Raw genomic sequence first — 16,648 nt, 5'->3', positions numbered from 1 at the left:
CGCCGGGGGTGTCGCCTGTGGCAGGCGTTGCTCGCCGCGTGGCAGGTGCCCGCCCCGCTGTCCGCGCCTCGGGAGTGGCAGGCGTCCGCCGTCGGGCGAGCCCCGCCCGGTGGGCCCTGGCGGGGCGTGCCGGGCGTCCACCGGCAATCCGTCTCCGGCGTCTCCGGGGATGTGTCGCCACGCGCGGAACCGCCTGCGGGCAGGCCCGCCAGCGCGCGGAACCGCCTGCGTGGCAGCACCCGGGCGTACGCCGCCCCACCGGGGGCGGCCATGGACTCCGCCTGCGGGGTGTGGCAGGCGTCGCCCTGGGGCGAGCCCCATCCGGGGCCACCAGTGGCCCCCGCCCCGGGGGCCACCGGCGTGTGCTGCTGCGGGCGATATCGCCTCGAGTAGGGCTCGCCCATGGGGCGAGCGGCGGCGCGGGCGGTGGCGTCAGCGGCGGTCCGTCCGGGGTGTCATGGAAGTGCGTCGCCGGAGGAGGGCCTCTGCCCGCTGAGAATCATCGGGCCAGTCCCCGGGCCCCGGTGGCGGTGTGCCGCCGGGGGTGTCGCCTGTGGCAGGCCTTGCTCGCCGCGTGGCAGGTGCCCGCCCCGCTGTCCGCGCCTCGGGAGTGGCAGGCGTCCGTCCTCAGGCCGGCCCGCCCCGGGCGCCCCGGGGATCGTCGTCACGAGCGGAACCGCCCGTGGGCAGGCCACGCCGGTGTGGCCGGCGCCCTCGACGTCCGCGGGGGCTCCCGGCGTCAGCGGCGGTCCGCCGACGCGCGCGGGGGCGCCGGGGGAGCGGGTTCCGGGGCCGGGCCCGGGCCGGCGAGCCAGAGCGTGAGGGGCGTGCGGCTCGTGCGCATGGTGGCGAGCAGCGACCGGGCCGGGCGCAGCAGGGCCGCCATGCAGGCGGCCGCGACGAGCGCGCCCACCGCCAGGCCGGTCAGAACGTCGTGCGGGTAGTGCACCCCGACGAAGACGCGCGAGAAGGCCATCAGCAGCGCCATCGGGACCGTCAGCAGGGCGATCCGCGGCCACGCGATCGCGAGGGCCATCGCAGCCGCACCGGCGATGGCCGCGTGGTTGCTCGGGAAGGACCAGTCGCCGGTCGGGGGGCACGGTACGAGCGACGCGGCCGCCTCCGTGACCGTGCGGCACGGACGCTCCTCGTCCACAAAGGACTTGAGGGATTCGCTGACCACATAGCCGACCGCCGTCGCGAGCGGCGCGAGGACCGCGAGGGCTATCCGGCCCGGGTCCGCGGTCCGTGACCGCCACCACGCGAGCAGGAACAGCACGCCGAACAGCAGCAGCCCTGCCTCCGTCCACAGTTCGGCGAGGTGCTGCACCCAGGAGGGCGTGGTGTGGGCGAAGTCGGTGATGTCGCGGTAGAGATCGCGCGTGATGCTGCTGTCCATGATGACGGACCGTATCGTCCCAGGCGGGTCGGTCACCCTTCGCGATCGGCCAGAGCACCTCTGACGGACGCAACGGACCCGTGGGACCGGGCCCGTGATGAGTCCGTGATGATGATCGGCAGAACTTCGTGCTCAGGCGGCGGGTGGGGCGGGAGTTGGGCGCGATCTCTCGTAGAGTTCGGTCCGTGGGATCTCTGCGCAATCCGATCGGGCCGCTTCCCTCCTCCATCTACTGGCGACGGAGGGCAGTCGCGGCGTCATTGGTCGCGCTGCTCGCGATGCTGATCGTGTGGGCCGTCACCTCCAGCGGGGGTGACGGCAGCAGCAACACGGCGGACGGCAAGGGCCCGTCCCCCGCACCCTCGATCACCCCCGGACCGGATCAGTCCGGCCCGGCGATCAGCCAACAGCCCGGCGGGCGCGACGAGTCGGGCGACGGCGCGACCGGTTCCGGCGGCGTGGGCGGCTCCGGTGACGGCACCACGCCCCCGGGCGGCGCGGACGGCGCGACCGGCGGCGCGGGTACGGCCACGGGCGGCTCCGGCGCCACGAGCGGTGCGGCCGGCGGACCCGCCGGACAGCAGGTCCCGGTCGGCTCGTCTCTCCCCAACTGCGCGCCGAGCGCACTGAAGTTGACCCTGAGCACCACCAAGGTGTCCTACCGGCCGGGCGAGAAGCCCTCGTTCAGGCTCGTGGTCGCCAACTCCTCGGGCACGACCTGCAAGGCGGACTTCGGCCCGAAGGCGGCCGTGTTCACCGTCACCGACAGCGAGGACGAGGACGTGTGGTCGTCGGCCCACTGTCCGCGCACGGCCCCGGCCCGATTCCTGCGGATCCCCGGCAATGGGACGATCACGCACATCGTGGAGTGGGACAGGAGGCGCAGCGCGCCGCAGTGCCCGACGCCGTCGCCGGGCAGCGCTGTGCCGGGCACGTACCTGGTCGAGGCATCGTTCCCGGGCGTGAAGGTGCTGCCCGCATCGTTCCGCCTGGAGAAGGACTGAACGATTACGTGGATCCACGGGCGAGGGGCTTCATGACCTGGTCATGAAGCCCCTCAGTCGTACGTGTCTCAGTCCTACGCGTCTCAGACGTACCGCTCCAGGATCGACGACTCCGCGAGCCGCGACAGGCCCTCCCGGACGCTGCGCGCCCGCGCCTCGCCGACGCCGTCCACGGCCTGGAGGTCGTCCACACTGGCGGCGAGCAGCTTCTGCAGACCGCCGAAGTGCTCCACGAGCCGCTCGATGATCGCGCCCGGCAGTCGCGGGACCTTCGCCAGCAGGCGGTACCCGCGCGGCGAGACCGCGGAGTCCAGCGTCTCGGGCGAGCCGCTGTAGCCCAGCGCCCTGGCCACGACGGGCAGTTCGAGGAGTTCGGTGTGCGTGAGCGCGTCCAGCTCCGCCAGCGCCTCGTCCACCGTGCGCGAGCGCTTCGCCGTCGGCTCCGGCACGTAGTCCCGGACGACCAGCTCGCGCTCGGGCTCCACGCCCGCGATCAACTCGTCGAGCTGGAGGGAGAGAAGGCGGCCGTCGGTGCCCAGCTCCACCACGTATTCGGCGATCTCGGTGGCGATCCGTCGCACCATCTCCAGGCGCTGCGCCACCGCCGTGACGTCCCGGACGGTGACCAGGTCCTCGATCTCCAGCGCCGAGAGCGTGCCCGCGACCTCGTCGAGGCGGAGCTTGTAGCGCTCCAGGGTGGCGAGGGCCTGGTTCGCCCGCGACAGGATCGCGGCGGACTCCTCCAGGACACGGCGCTCGCCGTCCACGTACAGCGCGATCAGCCGCATCGACTGGGACACGGACACCACGGGGAAGCCGCACTGGCGCGACACCCGGTCCGCGGTGCGGTGCCGAGTGCCGGTCTCCTCGGTCGGGATGGACGCGTCCGGGACCAGCTGGACGCCGGCCCGGTGGATCTTGGAGATGTCCTTGTCGAGGATCAGAGCGCCGTCCAGCTTGCACAACTCGCGCAGCCGGGTCGCGGTGAACTCCACGTCCAGCACGAAGCCGCCGGTGCACATCGACTCGACGGTCTTGTCCATGCCGAGAACGATCAGACCACCGGTGTTCCCCCTGAGGATGCGCTCCAGTCCGTCGCGCAGGGCGGTGCCCGGGGCGACCGCGCTCAGGGCGGCGCGGATCAGCGCTTCGTTGCCCGTGCCTTGGCCGGACTTTCCGGGTGCTGCTGCCCCGTCCTTGGCTGCCACTGCACTCCTCCGGCTCGTACGGGTGGGCGAGACCAGGGCAAAGTCTACCGGCGAGCCTCGTCGTCCCGTGGGGCGTACGCCTCAGGCGCCGTCGGAAGCCTTCCGCCGGCCGCTCGGGAGCACCCGCAGAGCATCCCCCATGTCGGCGACCTCCGTAACCTTCATGCCCGCCGGGACCCTCCCCGGATCGGAGGGCACCAGCGCCTGGGTGAAGCCCAGCCGGTGCGCCTCGGCGAGCCGGCGCTGCACGCCCGTCACCCGTCTGACCTCGCCGGCGAGTCCCACCTCGCCGATCGCGACCAGGTTCTTCGGCAGTGGAGTGTCGCTGGCCGCCGACGCCAGCGCGAGCGCGATCGCGAGGTCCGCCGCGGGCTCCGAGAGCTTCACACCGCCGACCGTCGCGCTGTAGATGTCGCGCTTGCCGAGCGCGGAGATCCGGCCGCGCTGCTCCAGCACCGCCAGCATCATCGACACCCGCGAGGTCTCCAGGCCCGATGTGGTGCGCCGGGGGGAGGGGATCTGGGAGTCGACCGTCAGCGCCTGCACCTCGGCGACGAGGGGACGGCGGCCTTCCAGGGTGACGGTGAGGCACGTGCCGGGGACGGGCGCATCCCGGCGGGTGAGGAACAGTCCCGAGGGGTCGGCGAGGCCGGTGATGCCCTCGTCGTGCAGCTCGAAGCACCCGACCTCGTCCGTCGCCCCGTATCTGTTCTTCACGCCGCGGACCAGGCGGAGGCGGGCGTGCCGGTCGCCCTCGAAGTGCAGCACCACGTCGACCAGGTGCTCCAGCAGACGCGGGCCGGCGATGGCGCCGTCCTTCGTCACATGGCCCACCAGCAGCGTGGACATGCCGCGGTCCTTGGAGGCGCGGATCAGGGCGCCCGCGACCTCGCGGACCTGGGCCATGCCGCCGGGCGCGCCGTCGATCTCGGGGGAGGCCACGGTCTGCACCGAGTCGAGGATCAGCAGGGACGGCTTGACCGCGTCCAGATGGCCGAGGACCGCGGACAGATCCGTCTCCGCCGCAAGGAACAGGTGGTCGTGCAGCGCGCCGATCCGGTCGGCGCGCAGGCGCACCTGGCTCGCGGACTCCTCGCCCGTCACGTACAACGTCCGGTGCTCATCGCTCGCCGCCTTGGCGGCCACATCGAGCAGCAGCGTCGACTTGCCGACGCCGGGCTCACCCGCGAGCAGCACGACGGCCCCCGGCACCAGACCGCCGCCGAGAACCCGGTCGAGCTCGTCGACGCCCGTGGAGCGCGCGGTCGCCTGGCGGCCGTCCACCTCGCCGATGGGCACCGCGGCGGTGGAGACCCGGCCCGCGGCTGTGGTGCGGACGGCGGGCGCGCCGTACTCCTCGACCGTGCCCCAGGCCTGGCACTCGGGGCAGCGGCCGAGCCACTTGGCGGTGGTCCAGCCGCATTCGGTGCAGCGGAAGGACGGCCGGTCCTTCGCGGATTTCGTACGGGCAGCCATGCGCAAACCGTAGCGGTGACCACTGACAGGCCGGACCGGCGGCCGCCTGCGGGAGGCGCGCTGCCCGCCACGCGACGCGAACCGGTGGGTGCCCCCGGGGGCGCGGAATCTTTCCCACCTGACCTCTCAGAGGGAACGGTTCACCCGTATGGGTTAAAAGTGTTCAAGCGGTGCGAACGAGGTCCGGTACTGCCCCTACGGTCACCGAGTGACGAGCAGCAGGCTGGAACCCCCTACCCACACCACCGGCGCACACCGGGCGCATCATCGTGCGCCCCGTCCGTCCGCCGAGCGACCGCCCGCGCGCTACGAGCCGTACCTCGACGGCCTGTTCACCTACTGCCTCTCCGTGCTGTGCGACCACGACGCGGCGACGGCGGTCCTCGGTGACGTCCTCGCCATCTCCGAACGGCAGCACGGTCGCTGCCCGTCCGGCGAGGCCGAGAAGAAAGCCTGGATGTACGCACTGGCGCGCTGGGCCTGTCTGCGCCGGCTGACCGAACAGCGCCGAAGGCGCCAGGGCGTCCACACCGGGCAACCCGCCGCCGACGAGAGGCCCGCGTCCCCCCGCCTCGCCCCCGAGGCCGCCGAGCGCCGCCGCGCCGAACTGGCCCGGCTGGCCTGGCCAGAGGCCGCAGGCACCACCCCCGAGCAGCGCGAAGCCCTCGAACTGGCCGTGCGTCACGGCCTCGGCCCGGCGGGCGTCGCCTGCGTGCTCGGTCTCGCAGAGACCGCCGCCCGCGAGCTGCTGGCCGCCGCGGCCTGCGAGGTGGAGCGCACCCGGGCCGCGCTCGCCGTCGTCGAGATGGGCACCTGTCCCGCCGTCGCCCGGCTCACCGGCGACAACCGCGTCCTGCTCTCCGCAGCGCTGCGCCGGGAGCTCGTCCGCCACGTCGACGACTGCCCGCGCTGCCGCCGCGCCGCCGAGCGCGCCGGCGCGCGGGGGCCCTGGCCCGGTTCGAGTGTCACCCCCGCCGCGCTCCCGCTGGTCGAGGCGCCGCGCTCCGCCGCGTACGTGGCGATGCGGCAGGTCCCGCGCACCCGCGCCGGTGGCCCGCGCTTCGGCCCCGGCGGCTTCCCGCTGGACCCCAAGGACCACACGGCCCGGCGGGGACGGATGCGCTCCCGCGCGGTGACCGCCACCGTCGTGGCCACGGTCGTGGCCGCTCCGGTGTTCGCGCTGTGGGCGGCCTACCGCGGGGCGCCGCTGACCGGCGAGGGACATCGCCCGGCCGTCAGCGCCGGTGACCCGGGCGGCCCGGGCGAGGGCGGCCCGTACGGCCACTACGAGAACGCGGGCAACGCGAGCGCCGAGCCGGACCCCCGGTTCACGGCCGACCACCATGCGAGCGACGTCTCCGTCGCGGTGATCAGCACGGGCACTCCCGCGCCGCCCTCCGCACCCGGGCGGGGCCCGGGCAGGCTCACGGTCGAGGCGAAGCCCGCCGGGGAGACCACCTCGATCACGCTCACGGCGTCCGGCGGCTCCCCCGTCGACTGGTCGCTGTGGACGGACGCGCGCTGGCTCCGATCGATCCGCTCGTCCGGCACCCTGTACCCCGGCGAAACGATCACTCTGTACATCACCGTCGACCCCTCGCGAGAACCGTCCGGCCCCTGGCGGGCGCAGGTCGGCATCGATCCCGCCGGTGCGGTCGTGGCGATCCACGGCCACGGGGCCACCAGCCCGCCGCCCTCCTCGCCCGACCCGGACCCGACCCCCGCACCGCCGTCGAGTCCGCCGCCGACCAGTCCGCCGCCGTCCTCGGCGGGTCCGACTCCGCCGACCTCCAGTCCGCCGCCGTCCTCGGCGGATCCGTCGGACCCGCCCCCGTCGCAGCCGACCTCCAGGCCGCCGTCCGAGCCGGCGACCCCGCCGCCCTCGGACTGACCCGGCGGAAACGGTCCTCCCGCCCCCGGTCCGGCCCGCCCTCTCGGCTGACTCGGCCGACCAGGCCAGGGGAACGCCCGCCTGTCAGGCCGCCCGCCCGAAGCGGTCCTCCGCTCCCGGCCGGCCCGTGGCTCAGCGGGGCTTCGGGTCCGCCGGGTGCGGAGCCACCAGCGGCAGCGACGACGCCAGGCGGGCCTCGCACAGCTCCACCAGCACGTCGTACGCAGCCTTGCCCATCAGCTCCGTCAGCTCCGGGCGGTACGTCACATACACCGGCTCACCCGCACCGTGCGCCGATGTCGCGGAGGTGCACCACCAGTGCAGGTCATGACCGCCCGGGCCCCAGCCGCGGCGGTCGTACTCGCCGATCGACACCTGGAGCACCCGGGTGTCGTCGGGCCGGTCGATCCAGTCGTACGTCCGCCGGACCGGCAGTTGCCAGCACACGTCCGGCTTCGTCTCCAGCGGCTCCCGGCCCTCCCGCAGCGCCAGGATGTGCAGCGAGCAGCCCGCGCCGCCCGCGAAGCCCGGACGGTTCTGGAAGATGCAGGAGCCCTCCCAGCGGCGCGTCTGGCGTTCGCCGTCCTCGTCCTGCTCCACCCAGCCCGTTTCCGTGCCGACGTCGTGGAACTGCCACAGGTCCGGGGTCAGGCGCGCCACGTGCCCCGCCACGCGCTGCTCGTCCTCCTCGTCGGAGAAGTGCGCGCCCAGCGTGCAGCAGCCGTCGTCCGCGCGCCCCGCCTGGATCCCCTGGCAGCCGCTGCCGAAGATGCAGCTCCAACGTGAGGTGAGCCACGTCAGGTCGCACCGGAAGACCTGCTCGTCATCGGCCGGATCCGGGAACTCCACCCAGGCACGGGGAAAGTCCAGGCCCTTCTCGTCGTGCTTGATCTTCTTCTCGGGTGCGGCTTTGCCCGGCTTCGCCTTTTTCGTCTTTGGCACGGCTCCAGCGTATGCGCGCGACCGCAGTAGCGTTCCGCCCATGAGACTCGGAGTCCTCGACGTCGGTTCGAACACGGTTCACCTGCTGGCGGTGGACGCCCACCCAGGCGCCCGCCCGCTGCCCGCGCACTCGCACAAGGCGGAGCTGCGCCTCGCCGAGCTGCTCGACGAGGGCGGCGCCATCGGGGAGGAGGGCATCGAGCGGCTGGTGCACACCATCACCGACGCGCTGCAGGCCGCCGAGGACAAGGGCTGCGAGGAGGTCCTGTCCTTCGCCACCTCCGCCGTGCGCGAGGCGACCAACGCGGACATGCTCCTGTCCCGGGTGAAGGCGGAGACCGGGGTCGAGCTGACGGTGCTCACCGGCGAGGAGGAGGCCCGGCTGACGTTCCTCGCCGCCCGCCGCTGGTTCGGCTGGTCGGCCGGGAAGCTGCTCGTCCTGGACATCGGCGGCGGCTCCCTGGAGATCGCGTTCGGCATAGACGAGGAGCCCGACGCCGCCGTGTCCCTGCCGCTGGGAGCGGGCCGGCTGACCGCCGGGCTGCTGCCCGGCGACCCGCCGGACCCGCACGACGTGAAGGCGCTGCGCCGCCATGTGCGCGCCGAGATCGCCCGTGTCGTCGGCGAGTTCAGCCGCTTCGGTCCGCCGGACCACATCGTCGCCACATCCAAGACCTTCAAGCAGCTGGCCCGGATCGCCGGCGCGGCACGCTCCGCGGAGGGTCTGTACATCCAGCGCGTGCTGAGTCGTTCGTCACTCGTCGGCTGGGTGCCCAAGCTCGCCGCGATGACCGTGGAACAGCGTGCGGGACTGCCCGGCGTCTCCCCGGGCCGCGCCCCTCAGCTGTTGGCAGGGGCCCTGGTCGCGGAGGGTGCGATGGACCTCTTCGGCGCCGAGGAGCTGGAGATCTGCCCCTGGGCGTTGCGCGAGGGCGTCATCCTGCGGCGCCTCGACCATCTCCCGACCCCCTAGGAGGTGCCTTTAGGCTGTCTGTCGTGGCTGAACCAGTGGTGCGCATCCCGGATGCGAAGGTTGTCCTGTCGACGGCTTCCGTCTATCCGGAGTCGACGGCGACGGCCTTCGAGATCGCCGCGCGCCTCGGCTACGACGGCGTCGAGATCATGGTCTGGACGGATCCCGTCAGCCAGGACATCGAGGCGCTGCGCAGGCTCTCCGACTACCACCAGGTCCCCATCCACGCCGTCCACGCGCCCTGCCTGCTGATCACCCAGCGCGTCTGGTCCACCGACCCGTGGGTCAAGCTCCAGCGGGCGCAGGCGGCCGCGGAGAAGCTGGGAGCCTCGACGGTGGTCGTGCACCCGCCGTTCCGCTGGCAGCGGCAGTACGCGCGCGACTTCGTCAGCGGCATCTGGCGTATGGCGGACGAGACCGACGTCCGGTTCGCCGTGGAGAACATGTACCCCTGGCGCTACCGGGACCGCGAGATGCTCGCGTACGCCCCCGACTGGGACGTCACCAAGGACGACTACCGGCATTTCACCATCGACCTGTCGCACACGGCGACCTCCCGCACCGACACCATGGCGATGGTGGACCGGATGGGCGACCGGCTCGGCCATGTGCACCTGGCCGACGGCAAGGGGTCCGCGAAGGACGAGCACCTGGTGCCGGGCCGGGGCGGCCAGCCCTGCGCCGAGCTGCTGGAGCGCCTGGCCGGGAACGGCTTCGACGGCCATGTCGTCATCGAGGTCAACACCCGGCGTGCCATGTCCGCCGCCGAACGTGAGGCCGACCTCGCCGAGGCACTGGCCTTCACCCGGCTGCATCTGGCGTCCTCGGCCTCGTCCCGGGTGCACGACGGGACCGGTACGAGGCGATGACCGGCGCGGTACCCCGGCGGCGCGGCCGGCCCGCCCGCGAGGCGGCCGCTGAAGGGCCGGGCACGCGGGAGCGGATTCTCACGGCGGCGCGCGCCGAGTTCGCCGAGCGCGGTTACGACAAGACGACGATGCGCGGGATCGCGCGGGCGGCCGGGGTCGACGCGGCGCTCGTGCACCACTACTTCGGCACCAAGGACGATGTGTTCGCCGCCGCGGTCGAGGTCTCGCTCGAGCCGGCGATGGTCATCCCGCAGATCCTCGGCCAGGGCCCGGAAGGCATCGGGGAGCGGCTGGCCCGCTACTTCATCGGCATCTGGGAGAACCCGGCCTCACGGGCCCCGCTGCTGGCCGTCATCCGCTCCGCCCTCACCCACGAGGCGGCGGCCAAGGTGCTGCGGGGTGTCGTCCTGCGGCGGCTGCTGGAGCGGGTGGCGGGGGAGCTGGACGTACCGGACGCGCGGTTCCGTGCGGAGCTCGCCGCGTCCCACATGATCGGGATCGCGATGATGCGCTACGTGCTCCAGGTGGAGCCGCTGGCGTCGGCCGATCCCGGGGAGATCGTGCGGATGGTGGCGCCCACCCTCCAGCGCTACCTGACCGACCCGGCCGCCGGGGCTCCGGCCGGCCCCCCGGGCCCGGCGGCGCCGCAGGCCGAGGACTGAACGGGTCCACGCCCCTTGGGCCCTGTCGCGCCGCCTTGCCTGTGCCGCCGGCCGAGGACTGGGCGGCTCCACGCCCGCTGGCCCTGTCGGGCCGCCGGCCCTGCGGCGCCGACCAAGGACTGAGCCGGGCGTCCCGCATTCCGGACAAGCTGTCCAGATCTTGGAGCTGCGGCGTACGCTCGGAGCAGGTACACCCATCACGACGAGGAGCGAGCGACGATGCCCGAGCTGAGGTCCCGCACTGTCACCCACGGCCGCAACATGGCGGGCGCCCGCGCCCTTATGCGGGCGTCGGGCGTAGCGAGCGAGGACATCGGCAAGCCGATCGTCGCCGTTGCCAACTCCTTCACCGAGTTCGTGCCCGGCCACACCCACCTCGCGCCGGTCGGCCGGATCGTCTCCGAGGCCATCAAGGCCGCGGGCGCGGTGCCCCGCGAGTTCAACACGATCGCCGTCGACGACGGCATCGCCATGGGCCACGGCGGCATGCTCTACTCGCTGCCCTCGCGCGACCTGATCGCCGACTCGGTCGAGTACATGGTCGAGGCGCACTGCGCGGACGCGCTGATCTGCATCTCCAACTGCGACAAGATCACCCCGGGCATGCTGATGGCCGCCCTGCGCCTCGACATCCCGACCGTCTTCGTCTCCGGCGGCCCGATGGAGTCCGGCCGGGCGACGCTCGTCGACGGCACCGTCCGCACGCTCGACCTGGTCGACGCGATCTCGGACGCGGTCAACGACAAGATCTCGGACGAGGACATCCTCCGCATCGAGGAGAACGCCTGCCCGACCTGCGGCTCCTGTTCCGGCATGTTCACCGCCAACTCGATGAACTGCCTGACCGAGGCCATCGGTCTCTCCCTGCCGGGCAACGGCTCCGTCCTCGCCACCCACACCGCCCGCAAGGCGCTGTACGAGAACGCCGCCGCGACGGTCGTCGACATCACCAAGCGGTACTACGAGCAGGGCGACGAGTCCGTCCTGCCGCGCAACATCGCCACCTTCGCGGCCTTCGAGAACGCCATGGCCCTCGACATCGCCATGGGCGGCTCGACGAACACGATCCTGCACCTGCTGGCCGCCGCCCAGGAGGCGGGCGTCGAGTTCGGCCTCGACGAGATCGACGCCGTCTCGCGCCGTGTGCCCTGCCTGGCGAAGGTCGCGCCGAACGTCGCCAAGAACCGCACGTACTACATGGAGGACGTCCACCGCGCCGGCGGTATCCCCGCGCTGCTGGGCGAGCTGCACCGCGCCGGACTGCTGAACGAGGACGTGCACTCCGTGCACAGCCCGACCCTCGCGGACTGGCTCAAGAACTGGGACGTGCGCGGCGGTTCGCCGTCCGCCGAGTCCGTCGAGCTGTGGCACGCGGCGCCGGGCTGCGTCCGCTCCGCCACCGCGTTCTCGCAGTCCGAGCGCTGGGAGGCGCTGGACGACGACGCCGAGAACGGCTGCATCCGCTCCGCGGAGCACGCGTACTCCAAGGACGGCGGACTCGCGGTCCTGCGCGGCAACCTCGCCGTCGACGGCTGCGTCGTGAAGACCGCCGGTGTCGACGAGTCCATCTGGACCTTCGAGGGCCCGGCCGTCGTCTGCGAATCCCAGGACGAGGCCGTCGACAAGATCCTCCGCAAGGAGATCACCCACGGCGATGTCGTGGTCATCCGCTACGAGGGCCCGCGCGGCGGCCCCGGCATGCAGGAGATGCTCTACCCGACGTCCTTCCTCAAGGGCCGCGGCCTGGGCAAGACCTGCGCCCTGATCACCGACGGCCGCTTCTCCGGTGGCACGTCCGGACTCTCGATCGGCCACGCCTCCCCTGAGGCGGCCTCGGGCGGCACGATCGCGCTCGTCGAGGACGGCGACCGCATCCGTATCGACATCCCGGGCCGCTCGATCGAGCTGCTCGTCGACGACGCGACCCTCGCCGCCCGCCGCGAGGCGCTGAACGGCGTCTACGCCCCGAAGTCGCGCGAACGCAAGGTCTCGGCGGCGCTGCGGGCGTACGCGGCGATGGCGACGAGCGCGGACAAGGGCGCGGTGCGGGACGTCTCCCGGCTGGGCTGACGCTCCCGCCGACCCACCGCCGGACCCGGCGCGCTCACCAGCGCGCCGGGTCCTTCGCGTCGACGGCGAAGACGGAGCCGTCGGGAGCGGTGGCGAAGACCTTGCCGGGCGCGATGACGGGGGCGGGCAGGGTCGCCGCGAATCCCAGCTTGCCGCCGCGCAGCCGGGGCCGGGTCTGGCCGAGCACCCGTCCCTCCGCGGTGTCGACGGCGAAGAGCCGGCCGTCGGCCGACGAGAAGTAGACCCGGTCGCGGCCGGCGGCGACAGGGGCGGACGTGCGTCCCGCCCCGGTCTCCAGCCGCCACAGCTCGGCGTCGGCCGCGACCGTGGTAGGGCGCGTGTCGACGGCCAGCAGCGTGCCGCCGCGCGAGAGCAGGTGGACGGTGTCGCCCCGGACGGCCGCCTTGGGCTCGGACAGGGGGAACGGCAGCCGCACGCGGTGCGTGGATCCCCGCCGCGGGTCGTACCGCACCACGGCGTCCGTCTGCGTGTTCGCGTCGGTCGACGTGAGGAACAGGGTGCTGCCGACGGTCGCCGCCGGGGTGAGGTTCCCCGCCAGCCTGCGCTGCCACGCCACCTCCCCGCTGCGCGGACGCACCGCCGTGATGAGGGTGGTCCGTCCGTCCGCGGAGCCCTCGAAGAGATGCAGCAGACCCGTCTCCTCGTTGTAGGGGCCGAAGTCCGGGCGGCTGTGCCCCGGCACGGCACGGCGCCAGCGCTGATCGCCCGTTGCAGCGTCGAGGGCCTTCACCGGTCCGGCCGGCGGGACGAGGAGGACGGTGTCGCCGGCCTGTCCGAATCCCGTCTGATAGGCGGAGACGTCCGCGCGCCAGCCGGGTGCGCCGTCGGCCGTCCCGTACGTCCGGATCTGCGCCGCCCGTGTCGTGGTCCAGGCCGTGTGCACCAGGCCGCCGGGGACGGCCGGGCCCGAGCCGGGGTCCGCTGCGGCCATCCCCTCGGGCACCGCGGCCTGCCACACCAGCCGGCCGTCGTCGGGATCGATCCTGGCCGTCCCCGCGCCCTGCGCCGAGCAGTACAGCGCGCCGTCCGCGTACGCGCAGGCGGGGAGGGAGCCTTCGGTGGTGCGCAGCGTCGTCTGCCACGGTGCGAACGCCCCGGTCTCCGCCGCCCGGGCGGTCGTGCCGGGCCTCTCCGGGGTGTCCCTCCCTTCGAGGGCGAGGGCACCCCCACCGAGGAGGACGAGCAGCGCGGCGCCGGCCGCGACGAGCCGGTTGCGCTTCGCCGTGGTGCGGGGCCGCGTCCGCGCGTACGGACGGCTGCTGACGTGCGTGGTGGTGTCCGGCCCGCTTGCCGCCGAGGGCTCGCCGCCCGCTGCGCGGCGCTGCGCGGGTATGAACGCCGTCGCCTCGTACGACGGGGGACGCAACGCCGCCATGATCTCGTCGGGTGTCGGCCGCTCCAGGGGGTCCTTGGCGAGACAGCGGCCGACGAGCGGGGCGAGTTCGAGGGGCACGCCCGTCAGATCCGGCTCGTCGTGGACCACCTGATAGGCCACGATGTACGGGCTGCCGGAGTCGAAGGGCCCGCGCCCCGTCGCGGCGTGCACCAGCACCGACCCCAGCGCGAACACATCGGCGGCCGGGCCCACTTCGCGCGGCCGCTGGAACTGCTCGGGCGCCATGAAGGGCGGCGAACCGATCAGCTTGCCCGTCTCCGTCCGCAGATCGCTGTCGAAGGGCCGTGAGATGCCGAAGTCGATGACCTTCGGCCCGGAGTCGGTGAGCAGCACATTGCTGGGCTTGAGGTCCCGGTGGACGACACCGGCACGGTGGATGTCGCGCAGCGCCTCGGCGAGCCCGGCCGTCAGCCTCCGCAACTCGGCCGGAGCCAGGGGACCGTTCCGTTTCACCTGCTCCGCGAGCGTGGGACCGGGGACGTAGAGGGTGGCCATCCATGGGCGGTCGTCGTCCGGGTCGGCGTCCACGACGGAGGCGGTGAAAGCACCGCTCACCCGTCGCGCGGCGGCGACCTCCTGCCGGAATCGCGCCCTGAACTCGGGGTCCGCTGCGTACTGCTGGTGGACGACCTTGACCGCGAGCCGCAGACCCGATGCCGACCTGGCGAGGTGCACGACCCCCATGCCGCCGGCGCCCAGGCATGCCTCAAGCCGGTACTGCCCGGCATACAGCGGAAGTTCCGCTTCCGGGCCGGTTCCGCTCTCTCGCAGCGGCGGCATCGCCCACCCCCGTGTGTTCGTCCGCAAGCGCGACGCACGGAGCCTAGTCGATGGCTCGTTTGATTCGGTCAGGGCTTGCTAGCCTGCGCGTCGCAGTGACAGGAACAGCAACGGGGGAGTGGCACATGTCTGTTGAAGAGGCCAGTGAGAGCGCCGTCCGCGTCGAAGCCGCGACGGACGTCGTCAGATACCCGGTCGCGCCCGGCTACCGGCTCAACGTACGGTCCGGCCCCGGCACGATGTACCGGCTGATCCGGACCCTGCCGTACGACGTGAAGGTCCCGGTCTACTGCCAGAAGCCCGGCGAGTGGATCTCCGGCCCCTACGGCACCACCAACCTCTGGGACAACATCGCCGACGGCGAGTTCGTCTCGGACGCGTACGTCAGGACCGGCAGCGACGGATACGTGGCCCCGCGCTGCTCCTGACCGCTCGCCCTGCCTCGCGGGGACACCCGCCCCGTCTCGGGGACACTCGCCCGGCCACGGGGATAATCGACCCGTGAGCGAGCACACCGAGAGCACCAGCGACAGCACCGACACGACCACCGGCACCGGCCCGCGGCCCGAGCCCATCCGTTACTTCGGCACCACCTGGGTCGATCACGACGGGGGCTACGGGCTGCGCCGGGCGGGCGTCGGCCTCGGCGCGCTCGTCACCGCCTTCGCCGCGGCGCTCGTACTGCGCTTCGCCTACCAGGGCCTGGCCATCGCCGAGGTCGGCGGCTTCGTGAACACCCTCGTCGTCGTGATGTTCGCCGTCTGCAGCGCCATCGCCTTCCGCAAGACCTGGGAGAGCTTCGGCCGCCGCCCCTCCGGCTCCGCCGCCGAGGACTCGCTGCGCAGCCTGAAGGCGATCGGCTTCATCGGCTCCCTCATCGCCTATTCCCTGCGCTGCGCCATGGAGGCCCCCGGCGAGAAGCTGCGCCGCGCCGAGTACGAGACGGCGCTCCAGCAGTACGCGAAGCGCCGCAGCACCCGCTCCGGCAACCCCGCGGCCCGCGGCCGCAAGAACGGCCGTTCCGGGCGCGGCTAGTCTTCCGCGCCTGGCCTTCCGCCCCCGTTCCGTGTGTGCGTGCCACGGCACGCACGCTCGCCCGTGCCGCCGCGCTCCCTCCTTCAAGCCCGCGCAGCGCCACAGAGCCCATGTCCTTGACGCCCCAGCACCCCCAGGCGCATTATTCATCACATGATGAATTCCTCTGGCGTCGCCGTCCTGGCCCGCGGCCTCACCGTCGTACGAGGAGAGCGCACCGTCCTCCGCGGTGTCGACTTCACCGTCCTGCCCGGACGCATCACCGGCCTCCTCGGCCCGTCCGGCTGCGGCAAATCGACCCTGATGCGCGCCGTCGTCGGCACCCAGGCCAAGGTCACCGGCACCCTGGAGGTCCTCGGCCGCCCGTCCGGCGACGCCGAGCTCCGCTCCCGCATCGGCTACGTCACCCAGGCGCCCTCGGTCTACGACGACCTCACGGTCCGCCAGAACCTCGACTACTTCGCCGCCGTCCTGCTCCCCGGCCGCGCCAACCGCGACGCCCGCGAGGAATGCGTCGCCCGCGCCGTCGCCGACGTCGACCTCACCTCGCACGCCGATGCCCTCGCCGGACGCCTCTCCGGCGGCCAGCGCAGCCGCGTCTCCCTCGCCGTAGCCCTGCTCGGCACCCCCGAGGTCCTCGTGCTCGACGAACCCACCGTCGGCCTGGACCCCGTCCTGCGCCGCGACCTGTGGGACCTCTTCCACCGCCTCGCCGACGAACGCGGCGCGACGATCCTCGTGTCCTCCCACGTCATGGACGAGGCCGAGCGCTGCCACCGGCTCATCCTCATGCGCGACGGCGAGATCCTCGCCGAGGACGCCCCGGACGACCTGCGCACCCGCACCCGCTCCGCAACCGTCGAAGAGGCCTTCCTCCACCTGGTCGACGAGGCCGACGCCCTTCAGGAGAATCTCAATGATC

14 protein-coding genes are annotated in these 16,648 nt (G+C 73.1%); 9 read left to right on the top strand and 5 right to left on the bottom strand.

What is annotated here, in order from left to right:
• Positions 1–739 precede the first annotated feature (739 nt).
• A complete protein-coding gene (locus J7E88_RS27750) occupies positions 740–1,399 on the bottom strand; it encodes a phosphatase PAP2 family protein (protein WP_215185845.1) in 660 nt (219 codons plus the stop codon).
• A 185-nt stretch (positions 1,400–1,584) separates the two neighbouring features.
• On the opposite strand from J7E88_RS27750, the gene J7E88_RS27745 reads away from it, so the two are divergent.
• Positions 1,585–2,403: a hypothetical protein gene (locus J7E88_RS27745; protein WP_215185843.1), complete on the top strand. Its 819-nt coding sequence runs from the start codon at positions 1,585–1,587 to the stop codon at positions 2,401–2,403.
• Positions 2,404–2,486: 83 nt separating this feature from the next.
• Here J7E88_RS27745 and disA read toward each other — a convergent pair whose 3' ends face one another.
• Entirely contained in the window at positions 2,487–3,611 is a 1,125-nt protein-coding gene (disA, locus tag J7E88_RS27740) for a DNA integrity scanning diadenylate cyclase DisA (protein WP_215185841.1), read from the bottom strand.
• 81 nt (positions 3,612–3,692) lie between these two features.
• The gene (radA, locus tag J7E88_RS27735; RefSeq protein WP_215185839.1) at positions 3,693–5,087 is read right to left on the bottom strand and encodes a DNA repair protein RadA; all 1,395 of its coding nucleotides are present in this window, start codon (positions 5,085–5,087) and stop codon (positions 3,693–3,695) included.
• A gap of 208 nt (positions 5,088–5,295) precedes the next feature.
• Between radA and J7E88_RS27730 the strand changes: the two genes are divergently transcribed.
• The gene (locus J7E88_RS27730) at positions 5,296–6,978 is read left to right on the top strand and encodes a hypothetical protein (RefSeq protein ID WP_215185838.1); all 1,683 of its coding nucleotides are present in this window, start codon (positions 5,296–5,298) and stop codon (positions 6,976–6,978) included.
• A gap of 132 nt (positions 6,979–7,110) precedes the next feature.
• Here J7E88_RS27730 and J7E88_RS27725 read toward each other — a convergent pair whose 3' ends face one another.
• A complete protein-coding gene (locus J7E88_RS27725) occupies positions 7,111–7,962 on the bottom strand; it encodes a hypothetical protein (RefSeq protein ID WP_251023313.1) in 852 nt (283 codons plus the stop codon).
• On the opposite strand from J7E88_RS27725, the gene J7E88_RS27720 reads away from it, so the two are divergent.
• From J7E88_RS27720 to ilvD, 4 genes are all read left to right on the top strand, one after another.
• A complete protein-coding gene (locus J7E88_RS27720; protein ID WP_215185834.1) occupies positions 7,961–8,893 on the top strand; it encodes a Ppx/GppA phosphatase family protein in 933 nt (310 codons plus the stop codon). The two genes, J7E88_RS27725 and J7E88_RS27720, sit on opposite strands and share 2 nt — an antisense overlap.
• A 23-nt stretch (positions 8,894–8,916) precedes the next feature.
• Positions 8,917–9,762, top strand: coding sequence for a sugar phosphate isomerase/epimerase (locus J7E88_RS27715; RefSeq protein ID WP_215185832.1), 846 nt, complete (start codon positions 8,917–8,919; stop codon positions 9,760–9,762).
• Entirely contained in the window at positions 9,759–10,424 is a 666-nt protein-coding gene (locus J7E88_RS27710) for a TetR family transcriptional regulator (RefSeq protein WP_215185830.1), read from the top strand. The genes J7E88_RS27715 and J7E88_RS27710 overlap by 4 nt, the downstream gene beginning before the upstream one ends.
• A 219-nt stretch (positions 10,425–10,643) precedes the next feature.
• Positions 10,644–12,494 carry a dihydroxy-acid dehydratase gene (gene ilvD / locus J7E88_RS27705; RefSeq protein ID WP_215185828.1) on the top strand — a complete coding sequence of 617 codons (1,851 nt, stop codon included), beginning with the start codon at positions 10,644–10,646 and terminating at the stop codon, positions 12,492–12,494.
• Between the two features lie 34 nt (positions 12,495–12,528).
• Here ilvD and J7E88_RS27700 read toward each other — a convergent pair whose 3' ends face one another.
• Complete coding sequence (locus J7E88_RS27700; protein ID WP_215185826.1) at positions 12,529–14,691, bottom strand: PQQ-binding-like beta-propeller repeat protein; 2,163 nt, start codon at positions 14,689–14,691, stop codon at positions 12,529–12,531.
• A 125-nt stretch (positions 14,692–14,816) separates the two neighbouring features.
• Between J7E88_RS27700 and J7E88_RS27695 the strand changes: the two genes are divergently transcribed.
• The 3 genes from J7E88_RS27695 to J7E88_RS27685 all read left to right on the top strand — a co-directional run.
• Complete coding sequence (locus J7E88_RS27695) at positions 14,817–15,119, top strand: SH3 domain-containing protein (protein ID WP_251023312.1); 303 nt, start codon at positions 14,817–14,819, stop codon at positions 15,117–15,119.
• Positions 15,120–15,192: 73 nt separating this feature from the next.
• The gene (locus J7E88_RS27690; protein WP_215185824.1) at positions 15,193–15,726 is read left to right on the top strand and encodes a hypothetical protein; all 534 of its coding nucleotides are present in this window, start codon (positions 15,193–15,195) and stop codon (positions 15,724–15,726) included.
• A gap of 153 nt (positions 15,727–15,879) precedes the next feature.
• A partial coding sequence (locus J7E88_RS27685; protein ID WP_215185822.1) for an ABC transporter ATP-binding protein occupies positions 15,880–16,648 on the top strand: 769 nt, incomplete at its 3' end.

Origin of the sequence: Streptomyces sp. ISL-10 (assembly GCF_018614575.1) — a bacterium.
In the GTDB taxonomy this organism is placed as follows: domain Bacteria; phylum Actinomycetota; class Actinomycetes; order Streptomycetales; family Streptomycetaceae; genus Streptomyces.
The sequence above is the reverse complement of the archived record's forward strand: the minus strand, read 5'-3'. Positions and strand labels throughout refer to the sequence as shown.